Annotated in this window: 17 protein-coding genes and 2 tRNA genes; 11 read left to right on the forward strand and 8 right to left on the reverse strand. The window is 66.5% G+C overall.

Going from position 1 to position 18,496, the window contains the following annotated elements:
- Window positions 1-7 precede the first annotated feature (7 nt).
- From rsmG to rpmH, 6 genes are all read right to left on the reverse strand, one after another.
- The gene (gene rsmG / locus ACLJRM_RS09395) at window positions 8-688 is read right to left on the reverse strand and encodes a 16S rRNA (guanine(527)-N(7))-methyltransferase RsmG (RefSeq protein WP_101611576.1); all 681 of its coding nucleotides are present in this window, start codon (window positions 686-688) and stop codon (window positions 8-10) included.
- A gap of 212 nt (window positions 689-900) precedes the next feature.
- Entirely contained in the window at window positions 901-1,458 is a 558-nt protein-coding gene (locus tag ACLJRM_RS09400; RefSeq protein WP_101611577.1) for a protein jag, read from the reverse strand.
- A gap of 30 nt (window positions 1,459-1,488) precedes the next feature.
- A complete protein-coding gene (gene yidC, locus ACLJRM_RS09405) occupies window positions 1,489-2,598 on the reverse strand; it encodes a membrane protein insertase YidC (RefSeq protein ID WP_101611578.1) in 1,110 nt (369 codons plus the stop codon).
- A 4-nt stretch (window positions 2,599-2,602) separates the two neighbouring features.
- On the reverse strand, window positions 2,603-2,908 hold the full coding sequence (yidD, locus tag ACLJRM_RS09410) for a membrane protein insertion efficiency factor YidD (protein ID WP_101611579.1): 306 nt from the start codon (window positions 2,906-2,908) through the stop codon (window positions 2,603-2,605).
- 4 nt (window positions 2,909-2,912) lie between these two features.
- Window positions 2,913-3,323, reverse strand: a complete 411-nt coding sequence (gene rnpA, locus ACLJRM_RS09415) for a ribonuclease P protein component (protein WP_101611580.1) — start codon at window positions 3,321-3,323, stop codon at window positions 2,913-2,915.
- 23 nt (window positions 3,324-3,346) lie between these two features.
- Window positions 3,347-3,490: a 50S ribosomal protein L34 gene (gene rpmH, locus ACLJRM_RS09420; RefSeq protein WP_005154511.1), complete on the reverse strand. Its 144-nt coding sequence runs from the start codon at window positions 3,488-3,490 to the stop codon at window positions 3,347-3,349.
- Between the two features lie 607 nt (window positions 3,491-4,097).
- Between rpmH and dnaA the strand changes: the two genes are divergently transcribed.
- The 11 genes from dnaA (at window position 4,098) to ACLJRM_RS09475 (ending at window position 16,809) form a co-directional block, all read left to right on the forward strand.
- Window positions 4,098-5,714 carry a chromosomal replication initiator protein DnaA gene (gene dnaA / locus ACLJRM_RS09425; RefSeq protein ID WP_101611581.1) on the forward strand — a complete coding sequence of 539 codons (1,617 nt, stop codon included), beginning with the start codon at window positions 4,098-4,100 and terminating at the stop codon, window positions 5,712-5,714.
- Between the two features lie 913 nt (window positions 5,715-6,627).
- Window positions 6,628-7,761, forward strand: coding sequence for a DNA polymerase III subunit beta (gene dnaN, locus ACLJRM_RS09430; RefSeq protein WP_020632653.1), 1,134 nt, complete (start codon window positions 6,628-6,630; stop codon window positions 7,759-7,761).
- Between the two features lie 39 nt (window positions 7,762-7,800).
- Window positions 7,801-8,691: a phosphogluconate dehydrogenase (NAD(+)-dependent, decarboxylating) gene (gnd, locus tag ACLJRM_RS09435; protein WP_410662778.1), complete on the forward strand. Its 891-nt coding sequence runs from the start codon at window positions 7,801-7,803 to the stop codon at window positions 8,689-8,691.
- A 5-nt stretch (window positions 8,692-8,696) separates the two neighbouring features.
- Complete coding sequence (gene recF, locus ACLJRM_RS09440) at window positions 8,697-9,851, forward strand: DNA replication/repair protein RecF (RefSeq protein ID WP_101611583.1); 1,155 nt, start codon at window positions 8,697-8,699, stop codon at window positions 9,849-9,851.
- Window positions 9,852-10,125: 274 nt separating this feature from the next.
- Window positions 10,126-10,617: a DciA family protein gene (locus ACLJRM_RS09445; RefSeq protein ID WP_101611584.1), complete on the forward strand. Its 492-nt coding sequence runs from the start codon at window positions 10,126-10,128 to the stop codon at window positions 10,615-10,617.
- 204 nt (window positions 10,618-10,821) lie between these two features.
- Window positions 10,822-12,789, forward strand: a complete 1,968-nt coding sequence (gene gyrB, locus ACLJRM_RS09450) for a DNA topoisomerase (ATP-hydrolyzing) subunit B (RefSeq protein ID WP_101611585.1) — start codon at window positions 10,822-10,824, stop codon at window positions 12,787-12,789.
- Between the two features lie 51 nt (window positions 12,790-12,840).
- Window positions 12,841-15,366, forward strand: coding sequence for a DNA gyrase subunit A (gene gyrA, locus ACLJRM_RS09455; RefSeq protein ID WP_101611586.1), 2,526 nt, complete (start codon window positions 12,841-12,843; stop codon window positions 15,364-15,366).
- Window positions 15,367-15,402: 36 nt separating this feature from the next.
- Window positions 15,403-16,089 carry a DUF3566 domain-containing protein gene (locus tag ACLJRM_RS09460; RefSeq protein WP_101611587.1) on the forward strand — a complete coding sequence of 229 codons (687 nt, stop codon included), beginning with the start codon at window positions 15,403-15,405 and terminating at the stop codon, window positions 16,087-16,089.
- 48 nt (window positions 16,090-16,137) lie between these two features.
- Window positions 16,138-16,211 (forward strand) — tRNA-Ile (locus ACLJRM_RS09465).
- 299 nt (window positions 16,212-16,510) lie between these two features.
- The gene (locus ACLJRM_RS09470) at window positions 16,511-16,699 is read left to right on the forward strand and encodes a DLW-39 family protein (RefSeq protein WP_037308710.1); all 189 of its coding nucleotides are present in this window, start codon (window positions 16,511-16,513) and stop codon (window positions 16,697-16,699) included.
- A 37-nt stretch (window positions 16,700-16,736) separates the two neighbouring features.
- Window positions 16,737-16,809, forward strand: a tRNA-Ala gene (locus ACLJRM_RS09475).
- A 50-nt stretch (window positions 16,810-16,859) separates the two neighbouring features.
- Here the strand turns inward: ACLJRM_RS09475 and ACLJRM_RS09480 are convergent.
- Together ACLJRM_RS09480 and ACLJRM_RS09485 are read right to left on the reverse strand one after the other, a co-directional pair.
- On the reverse strand, window positions 16,860-18,047 hold the full coding sequence (locus ACLJRM_RS09480; RefSeq protein ID WP_410662779.1) for a tyrosine-type recombinase/integrase: 1,188 nt from the start codon (window positions 18,045-18,047) through the stop codon (window positions 16,860-16,862).
- On the reverse strand, window positions 18,047-18,250 hold the full coding sequence (locus ACLJRM_RS09485) for a helix-turn-helix domain-containing protein (protein WP_410662780.1): 204 nt from the start codon (window positions 18,248-18,250) through the stop codon (window positions 18,047-18,049). Before ACLJRM_RS09485 ends, ACLJRM_RS09480 begins: the two co-directional genes overlap by 1 nt.
- Window positions 18,251-18,496: the final 246 nt, after the last annotated feature.

Here is an 18,496-nt window from a genome sequence, read left to right on the forward strand (position 1 = left end):
AACCGGTCTAGCTACGCCTGCCGCGCGGTCGAGACGGTTTCGAAGGCAGACGATGGATCACGACGACCGTGCTGGGGACCTCAAGCACCTTGGCGCCGCACTCGAAGACTTCCGGCTCGCCGCCGCCGGCCTTCCGGACGGCGACGCGATCGCGTTCGATTTCCTCTCCGGCGCTCGCTCCTTTGAGGGCGACCAGAGCACCTTGGGCACGCACGAGCGGGAGGCACCAGTTCGCGAGCCGGGCCAACGGAGCGACTGCCCGGGCGGTGACGACATCCGCGTCACCGAGCTCCTCGCGTACCTGCCGCTCTTCCGCGCGCCCGCGGACAACGGTGATGGGGAGTTCCAGCTTCTCGGCAACCTCGGCCAGCCAGTCGACCCGGCGGGCCATCGGTTCGAGCAGAACGATATCGAGGTCCGGTCGGCTGATCGCGAGCGGTACACCCGGAAGCCCCGCGCCCGATCCGACGTCGACCACGCGGGCGCCGTCGGGGATCCGCTCGCCGATCACGGCGGAGTTCAGCACGTGCCGTTCCCAGAGCCGGTCGACCTCACGGGGACCGATCAGACCGCGCTCGACGCCGTGCCGCTCCAGGAGTTCGACGTAGCCGATGGCTTGCTCGACGCGGTCTCCGAACACTTCCGACGCCGCACTCCGAACCGATGCGGCGACCCCGTCCAAGCCCACTCTTGCTCCTCAACCCTCGACGCCGTTTCACGTGAAACGCGCTTCACCGATTGTCCATGACGCCGACCGCAAAGCGGGGAGACAGTCCGAAGTTGTGGACAACTCCACTCGTCTTCACGCGTTTCACGTGAAACGCCACGCGTGTAATTCACCCCGGCAACGAAGAAGCGGCCCGCCGGATGACCGGCGGACCGCTTCGTTCAGAGAACTCGTCAGGCGGGGAAGATGACGACCCGGCGCTTCGGGTCCTCTCCTTCACTCTCGCTCTTGACCCCGTCGACGGCGGCGACCGCGTCGTGCACGACCTTCCGCTCGAACGGGCTCATCGGCTGCAGCCGGACACGCTCACCGGACGAGACCACGGTCTCGGCGGTCGAGCGGCCGAGCTCGCGAAGCTCCTCGCGACGGTCCGCGCGCCAGCCCGCGATGTCCAGCATCAGACGGCTCCGCGAACCGGTCTCCTGCTGCACCGCCAGGCGCGTCAGCTCCTGCAGCGCCTCGAGGATGGTGCCGCGGGGGCCGACGAGCTTCTCCAGATCCTCGCCACCGTCGATGCTGACGATCGCGCGGCCCGCTTCGACATCGAGGTCGATGTCGCCGTCGTAGTCCAAAAGGTCGAGCAGCCGCTCGAGGTAGTCGCCGGCGATGTCGCCCTCCTTCACGAGGACGTCGTCGTCGACACCTCCCTTGCGACCGGTTTCTTCAGCCGCGCCCTCGACCTCGGCCGCGCTGTTCTCTTCGGCGTCGATCGTGTCGATCGTCTCCGCCATAGTTGGTCTCCTCTCCAGCCCGGATCGGCGTCAGCGACGCTTCCGGCCTGATTTCTTAGTCGAGTCAGAGATGAGACCGGGCACGTCGGCGCCGTTCTCCTTCGAGCCGTTGGTCGACGGCTCGGCTGATGCGTTCTCGGCGTCCTTCTTCTCCGCGGCGGACGAACCGGTCTGGGCGAAGCCGTGGGGCGAACCCGCCTTCTTGACCTGACCACCGGAGGACTGCTTGTTCCTCTTCTGCTGGACCGGCTTCTGGCCGGGGCGCGGCGCGGTCGGCTTCTGGCCGGGCTTCGGGCCGAGGTTCGCGCGCTTCTCCTTCTCGGCTTCCTTGCGGGCCTCTTCTTCCTTGTCGATCTTCGTGTAGACGAGGCGCTGCTGCATCAGGGTCCAGCCGTTGTTCGCGAGCCAGTAGATGAGCAGACCGATCGGGAAGAGGGCACCGAAGATGAGGACACCGAACGGGAAGATGTACATCGTCAGCTTGTTCATCATCGCGGTCTGCGGGGTCGCCGACTCGGGGTTCTGGCGCTGGACCGAGTGACGCGCGGTGAGGTGCGTGGCGATGCTCGCGACGATCATCAGCGGGATGGCGACCGGCGCGACGTGCCAGTGGAAGCCGGTGGGCGCGTTGCCGCCACTGACCATGTCGACACCGGTGTAGATGGCGTCACCGAGGTTGACCCCGAACAGCTTCGCGTTGATGTACGACTCGACACCGCTCTGGCTGAAGAAGTAGTTCTCGGTCTTCGGCTGCCCCGGGTGCACCGGGTTGATGGTGAACATCCGCAGCACGTGGTTCAGGCCGATGAAGACCGGGATCTGAAGCAGCATCGGCAGGCAGCTGCCCAGCGGGTTGACGCCGTGCTCCTTCTGGAGCTTCTGCATCTCCATCGCCTGGCGCTGCCGGTCGTTCGCGTACTTCTTCTGCACCTTCTTCATTTCCGGTGCGAAGTCCTGCATCTTCTTCATCGACCGGACCTGGTTCACGAACGGCTTGAACATGATGCCGCGGACGGTGAACGTCAGGAAGATGATCGCGAGGATCCAGGAAACCGCGTTCGCCTCGCCGAAGATCTGCCCGAAGACCCAATGCCAACACCACAAGATGAAGGACACGGGGTAGTAGATGAAGTCGAGCACTGAGCTACTCCTCGATCGGTGTTTCAGGTCGGCGGCGGCGCCACGAGAAAACCTCGGGTACCGGGTCGCGGCCGGGCATCGTCCACGGGCCGCAGCGCAGCAGTCGCCGGACCGCGAGATAGGTACCGCGGCCGGCGCCGTGCCGGGTCAATGCCTCTACGGCGTACGCGCTACAGCTCGGGTAGAACCGGCACGCCGGAGGAAGGAAGGGAGAGATCGCCTTGCGATACAGCTTGACGGGCAAGAGCAGCACCCAGGCCACCGGGCCGGGGCGGGCTTCTTCGGTGGTCTCGCTCTCGGTGGCTCGCATGCCGTTACACCGCTGATCCGTTGTCGGAGGGTCGCGTCTGGCGGGGCTTCCCGGTGACGGCGGAAGGCCCGGACAACCCGAGGCGCCGCAACGACGCGTCGAGATCCGAGCCGAGTTCCGCGCTGGACGCGTCCGCGGCCGGAGGTAGTGCCCGTACCACCAACGAGCTTCCCGGCGGCAGTGTTCCGATCCTGGCGGAAACGAGATGCCTCAACCGGCGGGAGACCCGGTGGCGGACCACCGAATTCCCCACGGCCTTGCTCACCACAAAACCCGCCCGCGCCGCCTCGGCGGCTTCGGACGGGTCCGTGGTCAACGCATGGACGACGAGGCGGCGCCTGCCTGCCTTGGCCCCACGCCGCATCACGGCACGGAAATCCTCACTGCGCCGCAACCTCGCGGCGGCCGGCAGCACGACGTCCCTCGACGGCGGCCGGATCAGGCGGACAGTGCGCCGCGGCCCTTGCGACGACGAGCCGCCAGGATGGCCCGGCCGGCGCGGGTCCGCATCCGAAGCCGGAACCCGTGGACCCGGGCGCGTCGGCGGTTGTTCGGCTGGAAGGTGCGCTTACCCTTGCTCACGACTTACTTCTCCTGTTTCATCGGCCGCCGGGGACGGTTCGACCCGTTCCTGGCGTGTCGTGCTGACGCACGGCAGTCTCTGGTGTCTCCTACCAACGTGTGGCCTCGTCACGTCGAGCGACGACAACGTGGGCACGCGAAACGCCCCCGCTGTATACGGGAGACCTTACGAGGGTACGCACCCACCGCCCGGGCCCGGCAGGCACCCCCTCGACCACGGACCGCGACCGTGCGTGGAGAGTGATCACCGGCGACGTGAAGGCACCGAATGGCAACACGCCGTACACCGTGAAATGCTTGCGCGCGAGGATGCCTTGTGGCATCGGGCGGGGCTTGTTAGCGTGCCTCTCCCCGGGTTTTCGCCAAGGTGGAACGGTGCAGGCGCCCGGGTGTCCTCGGGGCGTGGAGGCGTCGCGCCGGCCTACGTCGATCCCGCAGGTGACGTCGCCGCGGGCCGCCGTACATTAGTGCACAGCTGTGGACAACTATGTGGATATTTGCTGTGCGCATGAGCTGATCGGGCCATGATGGCGCCCGACCCGGTGTTTCGGAGCGCGGTGTTTCCCGGATGTTCACACGCACCGATGAGGGGAGGGGAGTCAGGCAGGTGTCCGATCACCAGCACAATCTTGGCGTCATCTGGGAACAAGTCGTGCGCGAACTGTCCGATGGCACCCTCTCCCCGCAGCAGCGCGCCTGGATGCGGGTGACCCGGCCGATCGGCCTGCTCGACGGCACCGCACTGCTCGCCGCTCCCAGCGACTTCGCCAAGGAAGCGATCGAACGCGCCCTCCGCGGCGCGATCACCGAAGCCCTTTCGCGACGACTCGGCCGCGCGGTCTCCCTCGCGGTGAAGGTCGACAGCACCGAGATGCCCCCCGCTTCGCCCGGCCCCCGCTACGAAGCGTCACCCGGCCGGGTGGAAAACGGCGGCGGCCCGGTGCCCGGCCCGCCGCCGCTGCCCGACGGTGACGGCATGTTGTCGCCGAACCGCCCCCGGCCCGAGCCTCCGAAGCCGAGGCCCCCGCGGCAGCCGGTGGACAACAGCCTCAACGATGGCGACGACAGCGATGAAGAAGTCGACGAAGAGGGCGAGGCCCTCGCGGCCGTGACCGAGATCTGGCCGACGTTCTCCGGCCAGCCGATCGCGGGCCAGCCCTACACCGCGCCGGCGCAGCCGCAGACGTCGAAGACGAAGCTCAACGAGAAGTACACGTTCGACACCTTCGTCATCGGTGCCTCGAACCGCTTCGCGCACGCGGCCGCGGTCGCCGTCGCCGAAGCACCGGCGCGCGCGTACAACCCGTTGTTCATCTGGGGAGAGTCCGGCCTCGGGAAGACGCACCTGCTGCACGCCGTCGGGCACTACGCCCAGCGGCTGTTCCCCGGCATGCGCGTGCGGTACGTGTCGACCGAAGAGTTCACCAACGACTTCATCAACTCGCTGCGAGACGACCGCAAGGTCGCGTTCCAGCGCCGCTACCGCGACATAGACATCCTGCTCGTCGACGACATCCAGTTCCTGGAAGGAAAAGAAGGTACGCAGGAAGAGTTCTTCCACACCTTCAACACCCTCCACAACGCGAACAAGCAGATCGTCGTCTCCTCCGACCGCCCGCCGAAGCGACTCGAGACGCTGGAAGACCGGTTGCGCACGCGGTTCGAGTGGGGCCTCATCACCGACATCCAGCCGCCCGAGCTCGAAACCCGGATCGCGATCCTCCGCAAGAAGGCGGCGCAGGACAGGCTCGCGGTCCCCAACGAGGTGCTGGAGTTCATCGCTTCGCGCGTCGAGGCGAACATCCGGGAGCTCGAAGGCGCGCTCATCCGCGTCACCGCCTTCGCGTCGCTGAACCAGCAACCGGTCGACGTCGCTCTCGCCGAGATCGTGCTCCGCGACCTCATCCCGGATTCGCACGCGCCGGAAATCACCGCGCCGACCATCATGGGCGTCACTTCGGAGTTCTTCGACGTGACGCTCGACGACCTCTGCGGGCCCGGCAAGACGAAGGCCCTCGCGACGGCTCGTCAGATCGCGATGTACCTCTGCCGCGAACTGACCGACATGTCGCTGCCGAAGATCGGGCAGACCTTCGGCGGCCGCGACCACACGACCGTCATGCACGCGGACAAGAAGATCCGCAAGGAGATGGCCGAACGACGGCGCATCTACGACCAGGTCCAAGAGCTGACCTCCAGGATCAAGCAACGGGCCAGGCAGTAATCCCTTAGCACACAAGGACTTCAGGGGCTCTCACCGTCCAGGTGGGAGCCCTTCTTGCTGCGCGCGCGCAGCCGTCCACATAGGTCTTAGAGCGTGTGAAGGCGCGAAGGACTGGGTACCCCGAAGACAGCACGTACGGGTGAGAAGGACACGAAACGTGCTTGAGTGCATTTCAGGTTTTCCCTTGTGTACAAAGGAAATCCACATGCTGTGGGTACTTTGTGCACAACTCCGGCGGGCGTGAGACCAGCGGCGATCGGTTTTTCGTCCACATCGCACTCACAGGCAATCCACAGCATTTCCACACCATGATCCACACGTTGTCCCCAGGTTGCCCACATGTTGTGCACAAGGGTGACGCGGGCTGCACGGATCACTCTCCCGAGCGATTCCGGTCACGATCCGGACCCACAGCCCCTGGGTACAAACCGCCCCACATCTGGGGATAACCATGGGGACAACTCGGGCCGAATGTGGATAGATCGAGCGCGGCCCGAAACCATCCACCGACGGCCCAAGCTGTCCACCGTCCGTACACACCCGGAGTCCACAGGGTCCGAGCCATCCGGACCTGCGCGAACGAGGCTTGTCCACACAATCCACAACGCCTATTACTACTGCTGTTCTTAGTTCTTCTTAAGAAGGGAATAAAACAAAAACAGGCGATGGACGAATCTGGGGACAGACGGCGAACCGTGTCGTCTTGTCGACAAAAGCAAGGGGAGGCCGAGGTGACGCGGACCCCGGGGACGGCCTAACGTGGGTCCCTGCACCTGGTCTGCGTGTCGACGTGCGTTCGCGTCTCGCTCGGACCGAACGAACCTGCGAGGCACCTGGCCATCGCGCTCTCCGGCCGCGGTGACCCGTTGAGCTTTCGAGCCGTCAGGGGCTCGGCTGTCGAAAGGAAGCGCGCATGAAGATCCGCGTCGAGCGTGACGGGCTGGCCGACGCCGTCGCGTGGGTGGCGAGAAGCCTCCCGTCGCGGCCTCCGGTCCCGGTTCTGGGCGGTGTCCTGCTCGATGCGGGATCCGACGGGACGAGTGACGCACTCACCGTCTCCGGATTCGACTACGAGGTCTCCGCCACGGTCGGCGTCCCGGCCACCATCGCCGACGGGGGCCGTCTCCTGGTCTCCGGTCGTCTGCTGGCCGACATCACCAAGTCGCTGCCCGCGCAGCCGGTCGAGATCTCCGTCGACGGCGCCCGCGCCACCATCACCTGCGGCTCCGCGCGCTTCTCGTTGCCGACCATGCCGGTCGAGGACTACCCGCAGCTCCCGTCCCAGCCCGCCTTCGCCGGCGAACTCACCGGCGACGCGTTCGGCCAGGCCGTCACCCAGGTCGTCGTCGCCGCGGGCAAGGACGACACCCTCCCGATGCTGACCGGCATGCGACTGGAGATCTCCGGCTCCTCGCTGACCCTGGTCGCCACCGACCGCTTCCGGCTCGCCATGCGCGAGTTCACGTGGGAGCCCGCCGAGGGCCTGTCCGACGCCGCCGTGCTCGTCCCGGCGCGCACGCTCGCCGAGGCCGCGAAGACGCTCGGTGCCAGCGGCGCCAAGATCCGCCTCGCGCTCGCCAGCGGTGAGGGCCTCCTCGGCCTGTCCGGCTCCGGCCGCTACACCACGACCCGCCTCCTCGACGCGGAGTTCCCGCCGTACCGGCAGCTGCTGCCGGCGCAGCACACGTCGCGCGCGGTCATCGAGGTCTCCGCGCTCGCCGAGTCGATCAAGCGTGTTTCGCTGGTGGCCGAACGTGGCACCCAGGTGCGGCTGGAATTCAACGACGGTTCGCTGCGGCTCTCCGCCGGTGGCGACGACGAGGGTTCGGCCGAAGAAGAGCTTCAGGTCGACTACGAGGGTGAGCCGGTGACCATCGCGTTCAACCCGGGTTACCTCGTGGACGGCCTCGGCGCGCTGAACGCCAACCGCGCCGAGCTCACCTTCACCACGCCGAACCGGCCGGCGCTGATCAAGCCCGCCGACGAAGAGGGCAACGTCGTCCCCGGCTACCTGTACCTGCTGATGCCGGTCCGCCTCCCGGGCTGACCGGTCTTTAGTTTCTGTTTCGCACCAAAGGGGATCTTCATGGCTCAGCTGGGACTCATCGGCCTCGGCAAAATGGGGTTCAACATGCGTGAGCGGCTGCGCGGCGCCGGTCACGAGGTGGTCGGCTACGACCGCAACCCCGACGTCGCCGACTCCACTTCGCTCGAGGACCTGGTGTCCAAACTGGACGGTCCCCGGATCGTCTGGATCATGGTGCCCGCCGGTGAACCCACCCGGCAGACCGTCGCGGAGCTCGGCAACCTGCTGTCCGAGGGCGACCTCGTGATCGACGGCGGCAACTCGAAGTACACCGACGACCGGATCAACGCGGACCTGCTCGCCACGAAGCAGATCGGTTACCTCGACTGCGGGGTTTCCGGTGGTGTGTGGGGCAAGGACAACGGCTACGGCCTGATGGTCGGCGGCGCCGCTTCGGACGTCGAGAAGGCCATGCCGATCTTCGACGCGCTTCGCCCCGAGGGTCCGCGTGAAGAAGGCTTCTCGCACGCCGGCGCCGTGGGCTCCGGTCACTACGCGAAGATGATTCACAACGGCATCGAGTACGGCATGATGCAGGCCTTCGCCGAAGGTTTCGAGTTGCTCGAAGCCGCGAAGGTCGTCGAGAACGTGCCCGCGGTGATCAAGGGCTGGCAGCGGGGGACCGTCGTCCGCTCGTGGCTGCTCGACCTCCTCGTCCGCGCGCTCGACGAGGACCCGGAGCTCGACGACCTCGAGGGCTACGTCGAGGATTCCGGCGAAGGCCGGTGGACCCTCGAAGAGGCGATCAACAACGCGGTCCCGGCGCCGGTCATCTCGGCCGCGCTGTTCGCGCGGTTCGCCTCGCGCCAGGAGGACTCCGCCGCCATGCGCGCCGTCGCCGCGCTGCGCAACCAGTTCGGCGGCCACTCGGTCAAGAAGGTCGGCGGCTAGGCGGGTTGTACCTCAGACATCTCCAGGTCACCGACTTCCGGTCCTGGCCCCAAGCCGATCTCGCGCTCGAACCCGGCCCCACCGTCCTCGTCGGACAGAACGGCCGTGGCAAGACGAACCTCTTGGAGGCGATCGGCTACATCGCGACGCTGGGTTCGCATCGCGTCGCGACCGACGCGCCGCTGGTGCGGCACGGCTGCGAACGCGCGCTGATCAGGGTCGCGGTGGTCAACGAAGACCGTGAACTGACGGTCGAGCTGGAGATCACCCCCGGCAAGGCGAACCGCGCGCGGATCAACCGCGGCGCGGTCGGCAAGCCACGCGACGTGCTCGGGATCCTGCGCACGGTGCTGTTCTCCCCGGAGGATCTGGCACTCGTGCGCGGGGATCCCGGCGAGCGCCGCCGGTTCATGGACGAGCTCCTCGTGCTGCGCGCGCCCCGGTACGCCGGGGTCCGCGCCGACTACGAGAAGGTGCTGAAGCAGCGGAACGCCCTGCTCAAGACGGCGGGTAAGCGGCGTACGGGGCGCGAAGACCCGTACGCGCTGTCGACGCTCGATGTCTGGGACGACCACCTGGCGGTGGCAGGCGCCGCGTTGCTGGCAGCCCGGCTCAACCTCATCGCGGACCTCGCGCCGTACGCGGCCGCCGCGTACATGGGGGTCGCACCCGACTCGAGACCGGCGAAGATCGAGTACAAGTCGAGCCTCGGCGAAGCGATGCCAGAGGGCTACGGCGCCCCGGACGGTCCTCGCGCCGATGAAGCGGTGCTCAAGGAAGTACTGGTAGAAGCGCTGAAACGGTCTCGGAACCTCGAGTTGGAGCGCGGGGTGAGCATGGTCGGCCCGCACCGGGACGAACTCGACCTCATCCTCGGCGAAGCGCCGGCGAAGGGCTACGCGAGCCATGGGGAGTCCTGGTCGTTCGCCCTCGCACTGCGTCTGGGAAGCTACGAGCTCCTGCGTGGCGAGGCCGGGGAACCGGTGCTTCTGCTGGATGATGTGTTCGCCGAGCTGGACCGGCGTCGCCGGGCCCGGCTGGCGGAGGTGGCGGCCGGTGCCGAGCAGGTGCTGGTGACCGCCGCCGTGGACGAGGACGTACCCGCCGAACTGGCCGGGCACCGGTTCCTCGTGGCAGATGGTGAGATCAACCGAGGGTGATCCCGCGAAGCGGACACCCCGGGTGATCGGCGCCACAGCAGTTACCCACCGATCTGGGGACAAACCTGTGGACAGTGTGGATAACACCGTGAACGCGTTATCGCCCCGCGTGACCAAAGGGCCTGATAAGCGGCTTGACACCCCCCGCTCGGGTGGTACCCCGAGTGAGGGAGCCCTGTTCGACACGCAGAGTGAACGGGCGCCGGTATCGAACGGCCCAACCGATAACAACAGCAAAGAGCCGGCTACCGGTCGTGACCTCGCTCATGCCGCTTTGGAGGCCGCGAAGGCCAAAGCGAAGGCGCGCGGAGTTGAACCGGGAGTGCGCCGCGGCCGTATCACCGGAGGAGGGGCCGGTTCGAACGGTCAGAGCCCGCGACGTCGTCGCTGGTCAGGGCCGGGTGCCGACACTCGCGACCCGCAACCGCTCGGCAGGCTCGCCTCCCGGATCGCGGTCGACCGCGGCTGGAACACCCGGCTGGCCAACGGTCAGGTCTTCGGTCACTGGGCCCGGCTTGTGGGTGAAGAGGTCGCCGAACACGCCCAGCCGGTGGCCTTGAAGGACGGCGAGCTGACCGTGCGCGCCAGCTCGACGGCGTGGGCGACGCAGTTGCGCCTGCTCCAGGGGCAGCTGCTGACGAAGATCGCGGCCGGCGTCGGGCACGGCGTCGTGAAGAGGATGCGGATCCAGGGACCGACGGCGCCGAGCTGGCGGAAAGGCCCGCGGCACGTCCCAGGACGTGGACCGCGTGACACGTACGGCTGATCCGAGTTGCGCTTCGCGACAACTGTGTACCAGCGCCCCGAGAAGGCGCCCAGAGTGCTTCGCGAACGTCAAGACTCTTCTTCGAACGAATTAGCGCGTCTGTGAGCAAATCAGGGGTGTCCTTGCCGCATGCCAGCGGACGCGGCCAAGTACACTGGAGACGAGCGAGCTTCCGCTCGGGGTAGACGAGGAGAATCAACGCCTGTGACCGAGAACAAGAGCGAGTACAACGCGTCATCGATCACGGTGCTCGAAGGCCTCGAAGCAGTCCGCAAGCGTCCCGGTATGTACATCGGTTCCACCGGGGAACGCGGTCTCCACCACCTCGTCCAAGAGGTGGTCGACAACTCCGTCGACGAGGCGATGGCGGGTCACGCCACCAAGGTCGAGGTTACCCTGCTGGCCGACGGCGGGGTGCGGGTCGTCGACGACGGCCGCGGGATCCCGGTCGACATGCACCCCAAGGAGAAGAAGCCGACCCTCGAGGTCGTGCTCACCGTGCTCCACGCGGGCGGCAAGTTCGACAGCGACTCGTACGCGGTGTCCGGTGGTCTGCACGGCGTCGGTGTCTCCGTGGTGAACGCGCTTTCGAAGACGCTGCTCGCCGAGGTCAAGTACGGCGGCCGCAGCTGGCGCCAGGAATACACGAACCAGCTTCCCGGTGAGCTGCAGGACCTCGGCCCGGCCGACGAGACCGGCACGACGATCACCTTCTGGGCCGACGGCGACATCTTCGAGACCACGACGTACAACTTCGAGACGATCTCCCGGCGTCTTCAGGAGATGGCCTTCCTCAACAAGGGCCTGACCCTCTCACTGCGCGACGAGCGCGTCGCCGACGAAGAGACCGAAGAGGACGCTTCCGGCCAGGCGGCGCGGGTCAAGGAAAAGACCTACTGCTACCCCGGCGGTCTCGAAGACTTCGTCAAGCACATCAACGGCAGCAAGGACCCGATCCACAACAGCGTGATCTCCTTCGAGGCCAAGGGCACCGGCCTCGAGGTCGAGGTCGCCATGCAGTGGAACAACGGCTTCACGCCGTCGGTGTACACCTTCGCCAACACGATCAACACGCACGAGGGCGGCACGCACGAAGAGGGCTTCCGCGCCGCGCTCACCCGCGTCGTCAACGCGTACGCGCGCGAGAAGAAGCTGCTCAAGGAGAAGGACGCCAACCTGACCGGTGACGACGTGCGCGAGGGTCTCGCCGCGATCGTCTCGATCAAGCTGGCCGAGCCGCAGTTCGAGGGCCAGACCAAGACCAAGCTGGGCAACAGCGAGGCGAAGACGTTCGTGCAGCAGACGTCGAACGAGTGGCTGGCCGACTGGTTCGAGCGCAACCCCACCGAGGCGAAGACGGTCATCAACAAGTCGATCTCCTCGTCGCAGGCGCGGATGGCCGCCCGCAAGGCGCGCGACCTGGTCCGCCGCAAGGGCGCGCTGGAGATCGGCGGCCTGCCGGGCAAGCTCAAGGACTGCCGGTCGACCAACCCGTCGGAATGCGAGCTCTACATCGTCGAGGGTGACTCGGCGGGCGGTTCGGCCAAGGAAGGCCGCGACTCGATGTACCAGGCGATCCTGCCGATCCGGGGCAAGATCATCAACGTCGAGAAGGCCCGTATCGACCGCGTCCTCAAGAACACCGAGGTCCAGTCGCTGATCACCGCGCTCGGCACCGGTATCCACGAAGAGTTCGACCTCGAGAAGCTGCGCTATCACAAGGTCGTGCTGATGGCGGACGCCGACGTCGACGGCCAGCACATCACCACGCTGCTGCTCACGCTGCTGTTCCGCTTCATGACCCCGCTGATCGAGCACGGCCACGTGTTCCTCTCGCGCCCGCCGCTGTACAAGATCAAGTGGCCGCGGGCCGAGCCGGAGTACGCCTACTCCGACCGCGAGCGCGACGCCGTCATCCAGGCCGGTGTCGAGCGGGGCAAGCGCCTTCCCAAGGACGACGCGATCCAGCGCTACAAGGGTCTCGGCGAGATGAACGCCGAAGAGCTGTGGGAGACCACGATGGACCCGGCGAACCGGCTGCTCGGCCAGGTCACCCTGGACGACGCCGCGCAGGCCGACGACCTCTTCTCCGTCCTGATGGGCGAGGACGTCGAAGCGCGCCGTTCCTTCATCACGCGCAACGCCAAGGATGTTCGCTTCCTCGACGTGTAGTCACGTCCCGTTTCTCTGTCCCACCAGGACTGCCCTCACGAGAAGGACCTCATGACGGAAACCTTGCCGCCTGCTCCGGACCACGACCGGATCGAACCGGTCGACATCCAGCAGGAGATGCAGCGCTCCTACATCGACTACGCGATGAGCGTCATCGTGTCGCGGGCACTGCCGGACGTGCGGGACGGCCTCAAGCCGGTGCACCGCCGCGTGCTGTACTCGATGTTCGACTCCGGCTTCCGCCCCGAGCGCGGGTACAACAAGTGCTCCCGCGTCGTCGGCGACGTGATGGGCAACTACCACCCGCACGGTGACTCCGCGATCTACGACGCGCTGGTGCGGCTCGCCCAGCCGTGGTCGCTGCGGTACCCGCTGATCGACGGCCAGGGCAACTTCGGCTCGCCGGGTAACGACCCCGCTGCGGCCATGCGGTACACGGAGTCCCGGCTCGCGCATCTCGCGATGCACATGCTGCAGGACATCGAAGAAGACACCGTCGACTTCTCCGACAACTACGACGGCCGCACCCAGGAGCCCGACGTCCTGCCGGCGCGGTTCCCGAACCTGCTGGTCAACGGTGGTTCCGGGATCGCGGTCGGGATGGCGACGAACATCCCGCCGCACAACCTCCGTGAGGTGGCCGAAGGCGTCAAATGGGCGCTGGAGAACTTCGAGGCGACCGACGACGAACTCCTCGCCGCGCTGCTGGTCCGGGTCAAGGGCCCGGACTTCCCGACCAAGGCGATGATCCTCGGCACCTCCGGGATCGAAGACGCGTACCGCACCGGCCGCGGCTCCGTGCGCATGCGCGCGGTCGTCGAAATCGAAGAAGACGCCAAGGGCCGCACGATCCTGGTCGTGTCCGAGCTGCCGTTCCAGGTCAACCCGGACAACCTGGTCGAGAACATCGCGAACCTGGTCCGCGACGGCAAGCTCACCGGCATCTCCGACATCGCCGACGAGTCCAACAGCCGCAGCGGTATGCGCATCGTCGTCACGATCAAACGCGACGCGGTCGCGAAGGTCGTGCTGAACAACCTGTTCAAGCACACCCAGCTGCAGCAGAACTTCGGTGTCAACATGCTGGCCCTGGTCGACGGCGTGCCCCGCACGCTGCGCCTGGACCAGATGATCCGGCACTACGTGAAGCACCAGATCGAGGTCATCGTCCGCCGGACCCGCTTCCGGCTGCGGAAGGCCGAGGAGCGCGCCCACATCCTGCGCGGTCTGGTCAAGGCGCTGGACATGCTCGACGAGGTCATCGCCCTGATCCGGCGCTCGCCCTCGGCCGAAGAGGCCAGGCCCGCCCTGATGAGCCTGCTCGACGTCGACGAGATCCAGGCGACCGCGATCCTCGACATGCAGCTCCGCCGTCTCGCGGCACTGGAGCGGCAGCGGATCGTCGACACCCTGGCGGAGATCGAACTCGAGATCGCCGACCTCAAGGACATCCTCGAGAAGCCCGAGCGGCAGCGCTCGATCATCGCCGAGGAACTGCAGGAGATCGTCGACAAGTACGGCGACGACCGGCGTACCAAGATCATCCCGTTCGACGGCGAGGTTTCGGTCGAAGACCTCATCGCCGTCGAGGACGTCGTCGTCACCATCACCCGCACGGGTTACGCCAAGCGAACGAAAACCGATCTGTACCGATCGCAGAAGCGCGGCGGCAAGGGCGTCCAGGGCGCGACGCTCAAGCAGGACGACATCGTCCAGCACTTCTTCGTCTGCTCGACCCACGACTGGATCCTGTTCTTCACGAACAAGGGCCGCGTCTACCGGGCCAAGGCCTACGACCTGCCCGAGGCCAACCGCAACGCGCGCGGCCAGCACGTCGCGAACCTGCTCGCGTTCCAGCCGGACGAGAAGATCGCCCAGGTCATCGAGATCCCGAACTACGAGGTCTCGCCGTACCTGGTGCTCGCGACCCGGCGAGGCCTGGTGAAGAAGACCAAGCTCACCGACTTCGACTCCAACCGCGCCGGCGGCCTCATCGCGGTCAACCTCCGCGAAGGCGACGAACTGGTCGGGGCCGTGCTCGCGGCCGCGGAAGACGACCTGCTCCTGGTGTCCGCGGAAGGCCAGTCGATCCGCTTCCACGCCACCGACGAGGCACTGCGCCCGATGGGCCGCGCGACCTCCGGTGTGCTGGGCATGCGGTTCAACGACGGTGACGAACTGCTCGGCATCAACGTCGTCCAGCCGGACAGGTTCCTCCTCGTCGCCACCGACGGCGGTTACGCCAAGCGCACCCCGACCGACGACTACCCGGTCCAAGGCCGCGGCGGCAAGGGTGTGCTCACCATTCAGTACGACCGGAAACGTGGCAGGCTGGTGGGCGCGGTCATCGTCGACGCCGAAGACGAGCTTTACGCCATCACTTCCAGCGGTGGGGTGATCCGGACTTCGGCCGGACAGGTGCGCAAGGCCGGCAGGCAGACGAAGGGAGTGCGGCTGATGAATCTCGACGAAGGAACCACTCTTCTCGCGGTCGCACGCAACGCGGACGAGCCCTCAGACGTCGCCACTGCAGGCAGTGCTGAAGGAGAAGAAGACACGCCGGCGTCGGAGCAGTGAGCGACGCCCCACGTACTGGGTAAGGACTGACACCTCGTGACACCATCCGAGAAGCCCGAAGCAGGCGGCTCGCAGGCGGGTTCGTCGAGCCCGCCTTGGCAGCGCGACAGCGCCGGGGAGGCCGAAGGCGCCAGTGAGCAGACGGTCTCGGTTTCTTCGGTCGCCACCGAAGACGTGGCCCACTCGGAACCGAAGCAGGACGCGGCGACCGTGACCGATTACCACGGGGTCAGCGGCACCGCCGCGAAGAGGCTGTTCGGCGACAGCGGAGAGGGCGACCAACCCGCCCCCTCCGCCATCCCGTCGGCCTCCCGCACCCGCGCCGCTCCGACCGCGCTCCGCCGCCCAGGCCGCGGACCGCGTCGCGCCAGCCTGCAGATCAAACGCTTCGACCCCTGGTCGGTGCTGAAACTGTCCCTCGTCCTCGGCGTCGCGCTGTTCTTCGTGTGGCTCGTCGCCGTCGGCGTCCTCTACACCGTCCTCGACGGCATGGGCGTCTGGGACAAACTCAACGGGACCTACTCGTCGCTCGTCGGCGGGGAAGGGGCCGACGCGCCGGCCGACCCGTTGATCAGTGCCGGTCGCGTCTTCGGGATCGCGGCCATCCTCGGCGCCATCAACATCGTGCTGATCTCGGCGCTGGCCACGGTCAGCGCGTTCATCTACAACGTCTCCGCCGATCTGGCCGGAGGCCTCGAAGTGACCCTTTCCGAACGAGAGTGAACCCGGTTGCAGGACGCCGAAAGGCGTCCTGTAATCTTCTCCTCGTTCGGGCCCATAGCTCAGGCGGTTAGAGCGCTTCGCTGATAACGAAGAGGTCCCAGGTTCAAGTCCTGGTGGGCCCACCCAGTCACCCGGTTTGTGTTCGCGGAAATCGCGAACCGCGACCGGGTGTTCTTCGTTTTGAGGGTCGAACCCCCAAACCCCCGCCAGGGAGGGCTTCGCCCCCCTGGACCCCCCAATGTGTTTGGTCGCGTGGCCGTGGCGGGTCCGTTGCCGTGGCGGGTCCGTTGCCGTGGGTCGCGTGGCCGTCGCGGGTCATGGCGTGGTTCCACGTGGAACGTGGGCGCCAGGCGTCCGGGGAGCGGCGTGCAGTAGCATCGGTGGGTAAGCGGAGCAACTCGGCGGAAAGAGGGGGCTTCTGATGAAGAAGCTGTTGGCACTCGCGGTCATCGCGGGCGGCGTGCTGTTCGTGATCAAGCGCAACAAGGCAGCCAAGGCCGAGGCCGACCTCTGGCGTGAGGCCACCGCGCCGACCGAGCGTCCGCTCGGCGCCGTTTCCACGAACGGAAGCGCCCCGGCCAAGGCCGCGGACGCGTCCCGCAACAACTGAGGTTTCCGCAGGCGGCTATCCTGATCGCCTGCGACCCGGGGCTGTAGCTCAATTGGTAGAGCACTGCCTTTGCAAGGCAGGGGTCAGGGGTTCGATTCCCCTCAGCTCCACCCACAAATGGCCTGGTCAGAGGGTTTCCTCCGACCAGGCCATTGTCGTTTCAGGCTGCCTTACCGCCCTGCGTGCCCCCCGCGTGCCCCTTCCGATCAGATTTGGCCCGCTTGCGGGCTCGTTTGTCTTTCGGTTTGCGTACCGCATCGACGTTCTTGCTGATCGCGTCAGCGATGGCGCGGTCACGCTCTCGGGTCGCGTGCTGGTAAATCAGCGCGGCCCGCGACGTCGACTGTCCCATCCGCGCCATGAGTTCCTTTGTGGTCGCACCACCTTCTGCAGCCAGCTGGTTACCTGTGTGGCGCAGGTCATGGAAGTGCACGCCCTCGTCAATGTCGGCAACCTTGAGCGCCTTCGTCCACAGTCGCCGGAAGTTGCGACGTCGTAGGACACCGCCCTGCGGACCGATGAACACAACGCCGTCTGCGCCAGACTCGGAGTAGCGCTCCAGGTGCTTGCGGAGATCGCCAATGATGGCCGCCGGAATGGCGACGGTCCGCTTTCCTGCCGCACTCTTCGGCCCCTTGATAACCGTGCGCCCCCGCAGTTCGGCCTGTGACCGACGCACCCGAACCTCCCCGATTAACAGGTCAATGTCACGCCGCCGCAGTGCCGCGAGCTCACCGAAGCGCAGGGACGTGAAGGTCGCCAGCAGCACGAGGACTCGGTACCGCGGCGTCACCGCGTCCGCGAGTGCGAACACCTGCTGGACACTTAGGACGGAGCGCTCCGGCGAGTCGTCATCACCGGCACCCTTGATATTGCAGGGGTTCCGCTTGACCATCCGATCTTCATTCACTGCCGTATTGAAGATCGCACGCAGCAGGCGATACGACTTCGCGACCGTGGGCGCACCAACCCCTGCGCTCGTGAGCTCGCTTCGCCAGCGTCGTACCGTCGCAGCCTTGATATCCGCGACCTTCTTATCCGCGAACGTCGGCTCGAATTGCCTCCGCACAATCACTTCGTAGCGTTCACGGGTGGTCTCGCTCAGCTTTCGCTCAGCGACCCATTTCGTGGCGTAGCTCATGAACGGAACCTTGCCCGCGTCCGGATCGACCCAGTCCTCTTTCTCGATCTCGGTTTGCTTCTCTGCGAGCCATCCGGCGGCCGCTTTGCGCGTCTCGAACGTCTCGGGAGCTGGCCGAAGCACCCCATCCGGTCCCGGATAGCGTGCCTGCCAGCGGCCGGATTGCAGTTGCCGAATGCGGCCCCAGTCGCGTCGTTTGCTTGCCATCAGGCGACCCCTTTCGAGTGAGTAAGTCGAGGTGTCACGGTGTTTGCGGCGATGTAGGCGGCCAGAACGCTTGCGGCGATTCGGACGTGTCGCCCGGCTTTGACGAACTCGATTCGTCGTTCTTCGATCAGGCGGCGCGGGAAACGCTCCGTGGTACCGAGAATCTCGGCGACCTGTTCGACGTTGAGATAGCGCTCATCCATGGCGCGGGTGACCTTTCGTCGGCGTGAACGCTGGCGGCTGGTCGTGTCATGGGTCTGTCCTCCGGGATAGGCAGTGTCACTCAGGTGTCACTGGTGTTTTTGCTGGTCAAGGGGTCGGGGTGACAGGGGTGACAGCGGAGACGGGGCCTTGCTGTCCCGGGTGACAGGTGGTCGGGGGTGTCACTCTGGCTGTCACTGCTGTTTGTGCTGGTCAGCGTTGCGGAGTGACAGTGGTGACAGGGGTGA

This window comes from Amycolatopsis sp. lyj-84 (assembly GCF_046549075.1).
Lineage (GTDB): Bacteria > Actinomycetota > Actinomycetes > Mycobacteriales > Pseudonocardiaceae > Amycolatopsis.

Coding starts and splice junctions, on each gene's coding strand:
- gnd (WP_410662778.1), top strand. CDS start 7,801: ATGGCTCAGCTGGGACTCATCGGCCTCGGCAAAATGGGGTTCAACATG.
- ACLJRM_RS09480 (WP_410662779.1), bottom strand. CDS start 18,047: ATGGCAAGCAAACGACGCGACTGGGGCCGCATTCGGCAACTGCAATCC.
- yidD (WP_101611579.1), bottom strand. CDS start 2,908: ATGCGAGCCACCGAGAGCGAGACCACCGAAGAAGCCCGCCCCGGCCCG.
- ACLJRM_RS09485 (WP_410662780.1), bottom strand. CDS start 18,250: ATGGATGAGCGCTATCTCAACGTCGAACAGGTCGCCGAGATTCTCGGT.
- ACLJRM_RS09470 (WP_037308710.1), top strand. CDS start 16,511: ATGAAGAAGCTGTTGGCACTCGCGGTCATCGCGGGCGGCGTGCTGTTC.
- ACLJRM_RS09400 (WP_101611577.1), bottom strand. CDS start 1,458: ATGGCGGAGACGATCGACACGATCGACGCCGAAGAGAACAGCGCGGCC.
- dnaN (WP_020632653.1), top strand. CDS start 6,628: ATGAAGATCCGCGTCGAGCGTGACGGGCTGGCCGACGCCGTCGCGTGG.
- gyrA (WP_101611586.1), top strand. CDS start 12,841: ATGACGGAAACCTTGCCGCCTGCTCCGGACCACGACCGGATCGAACCG.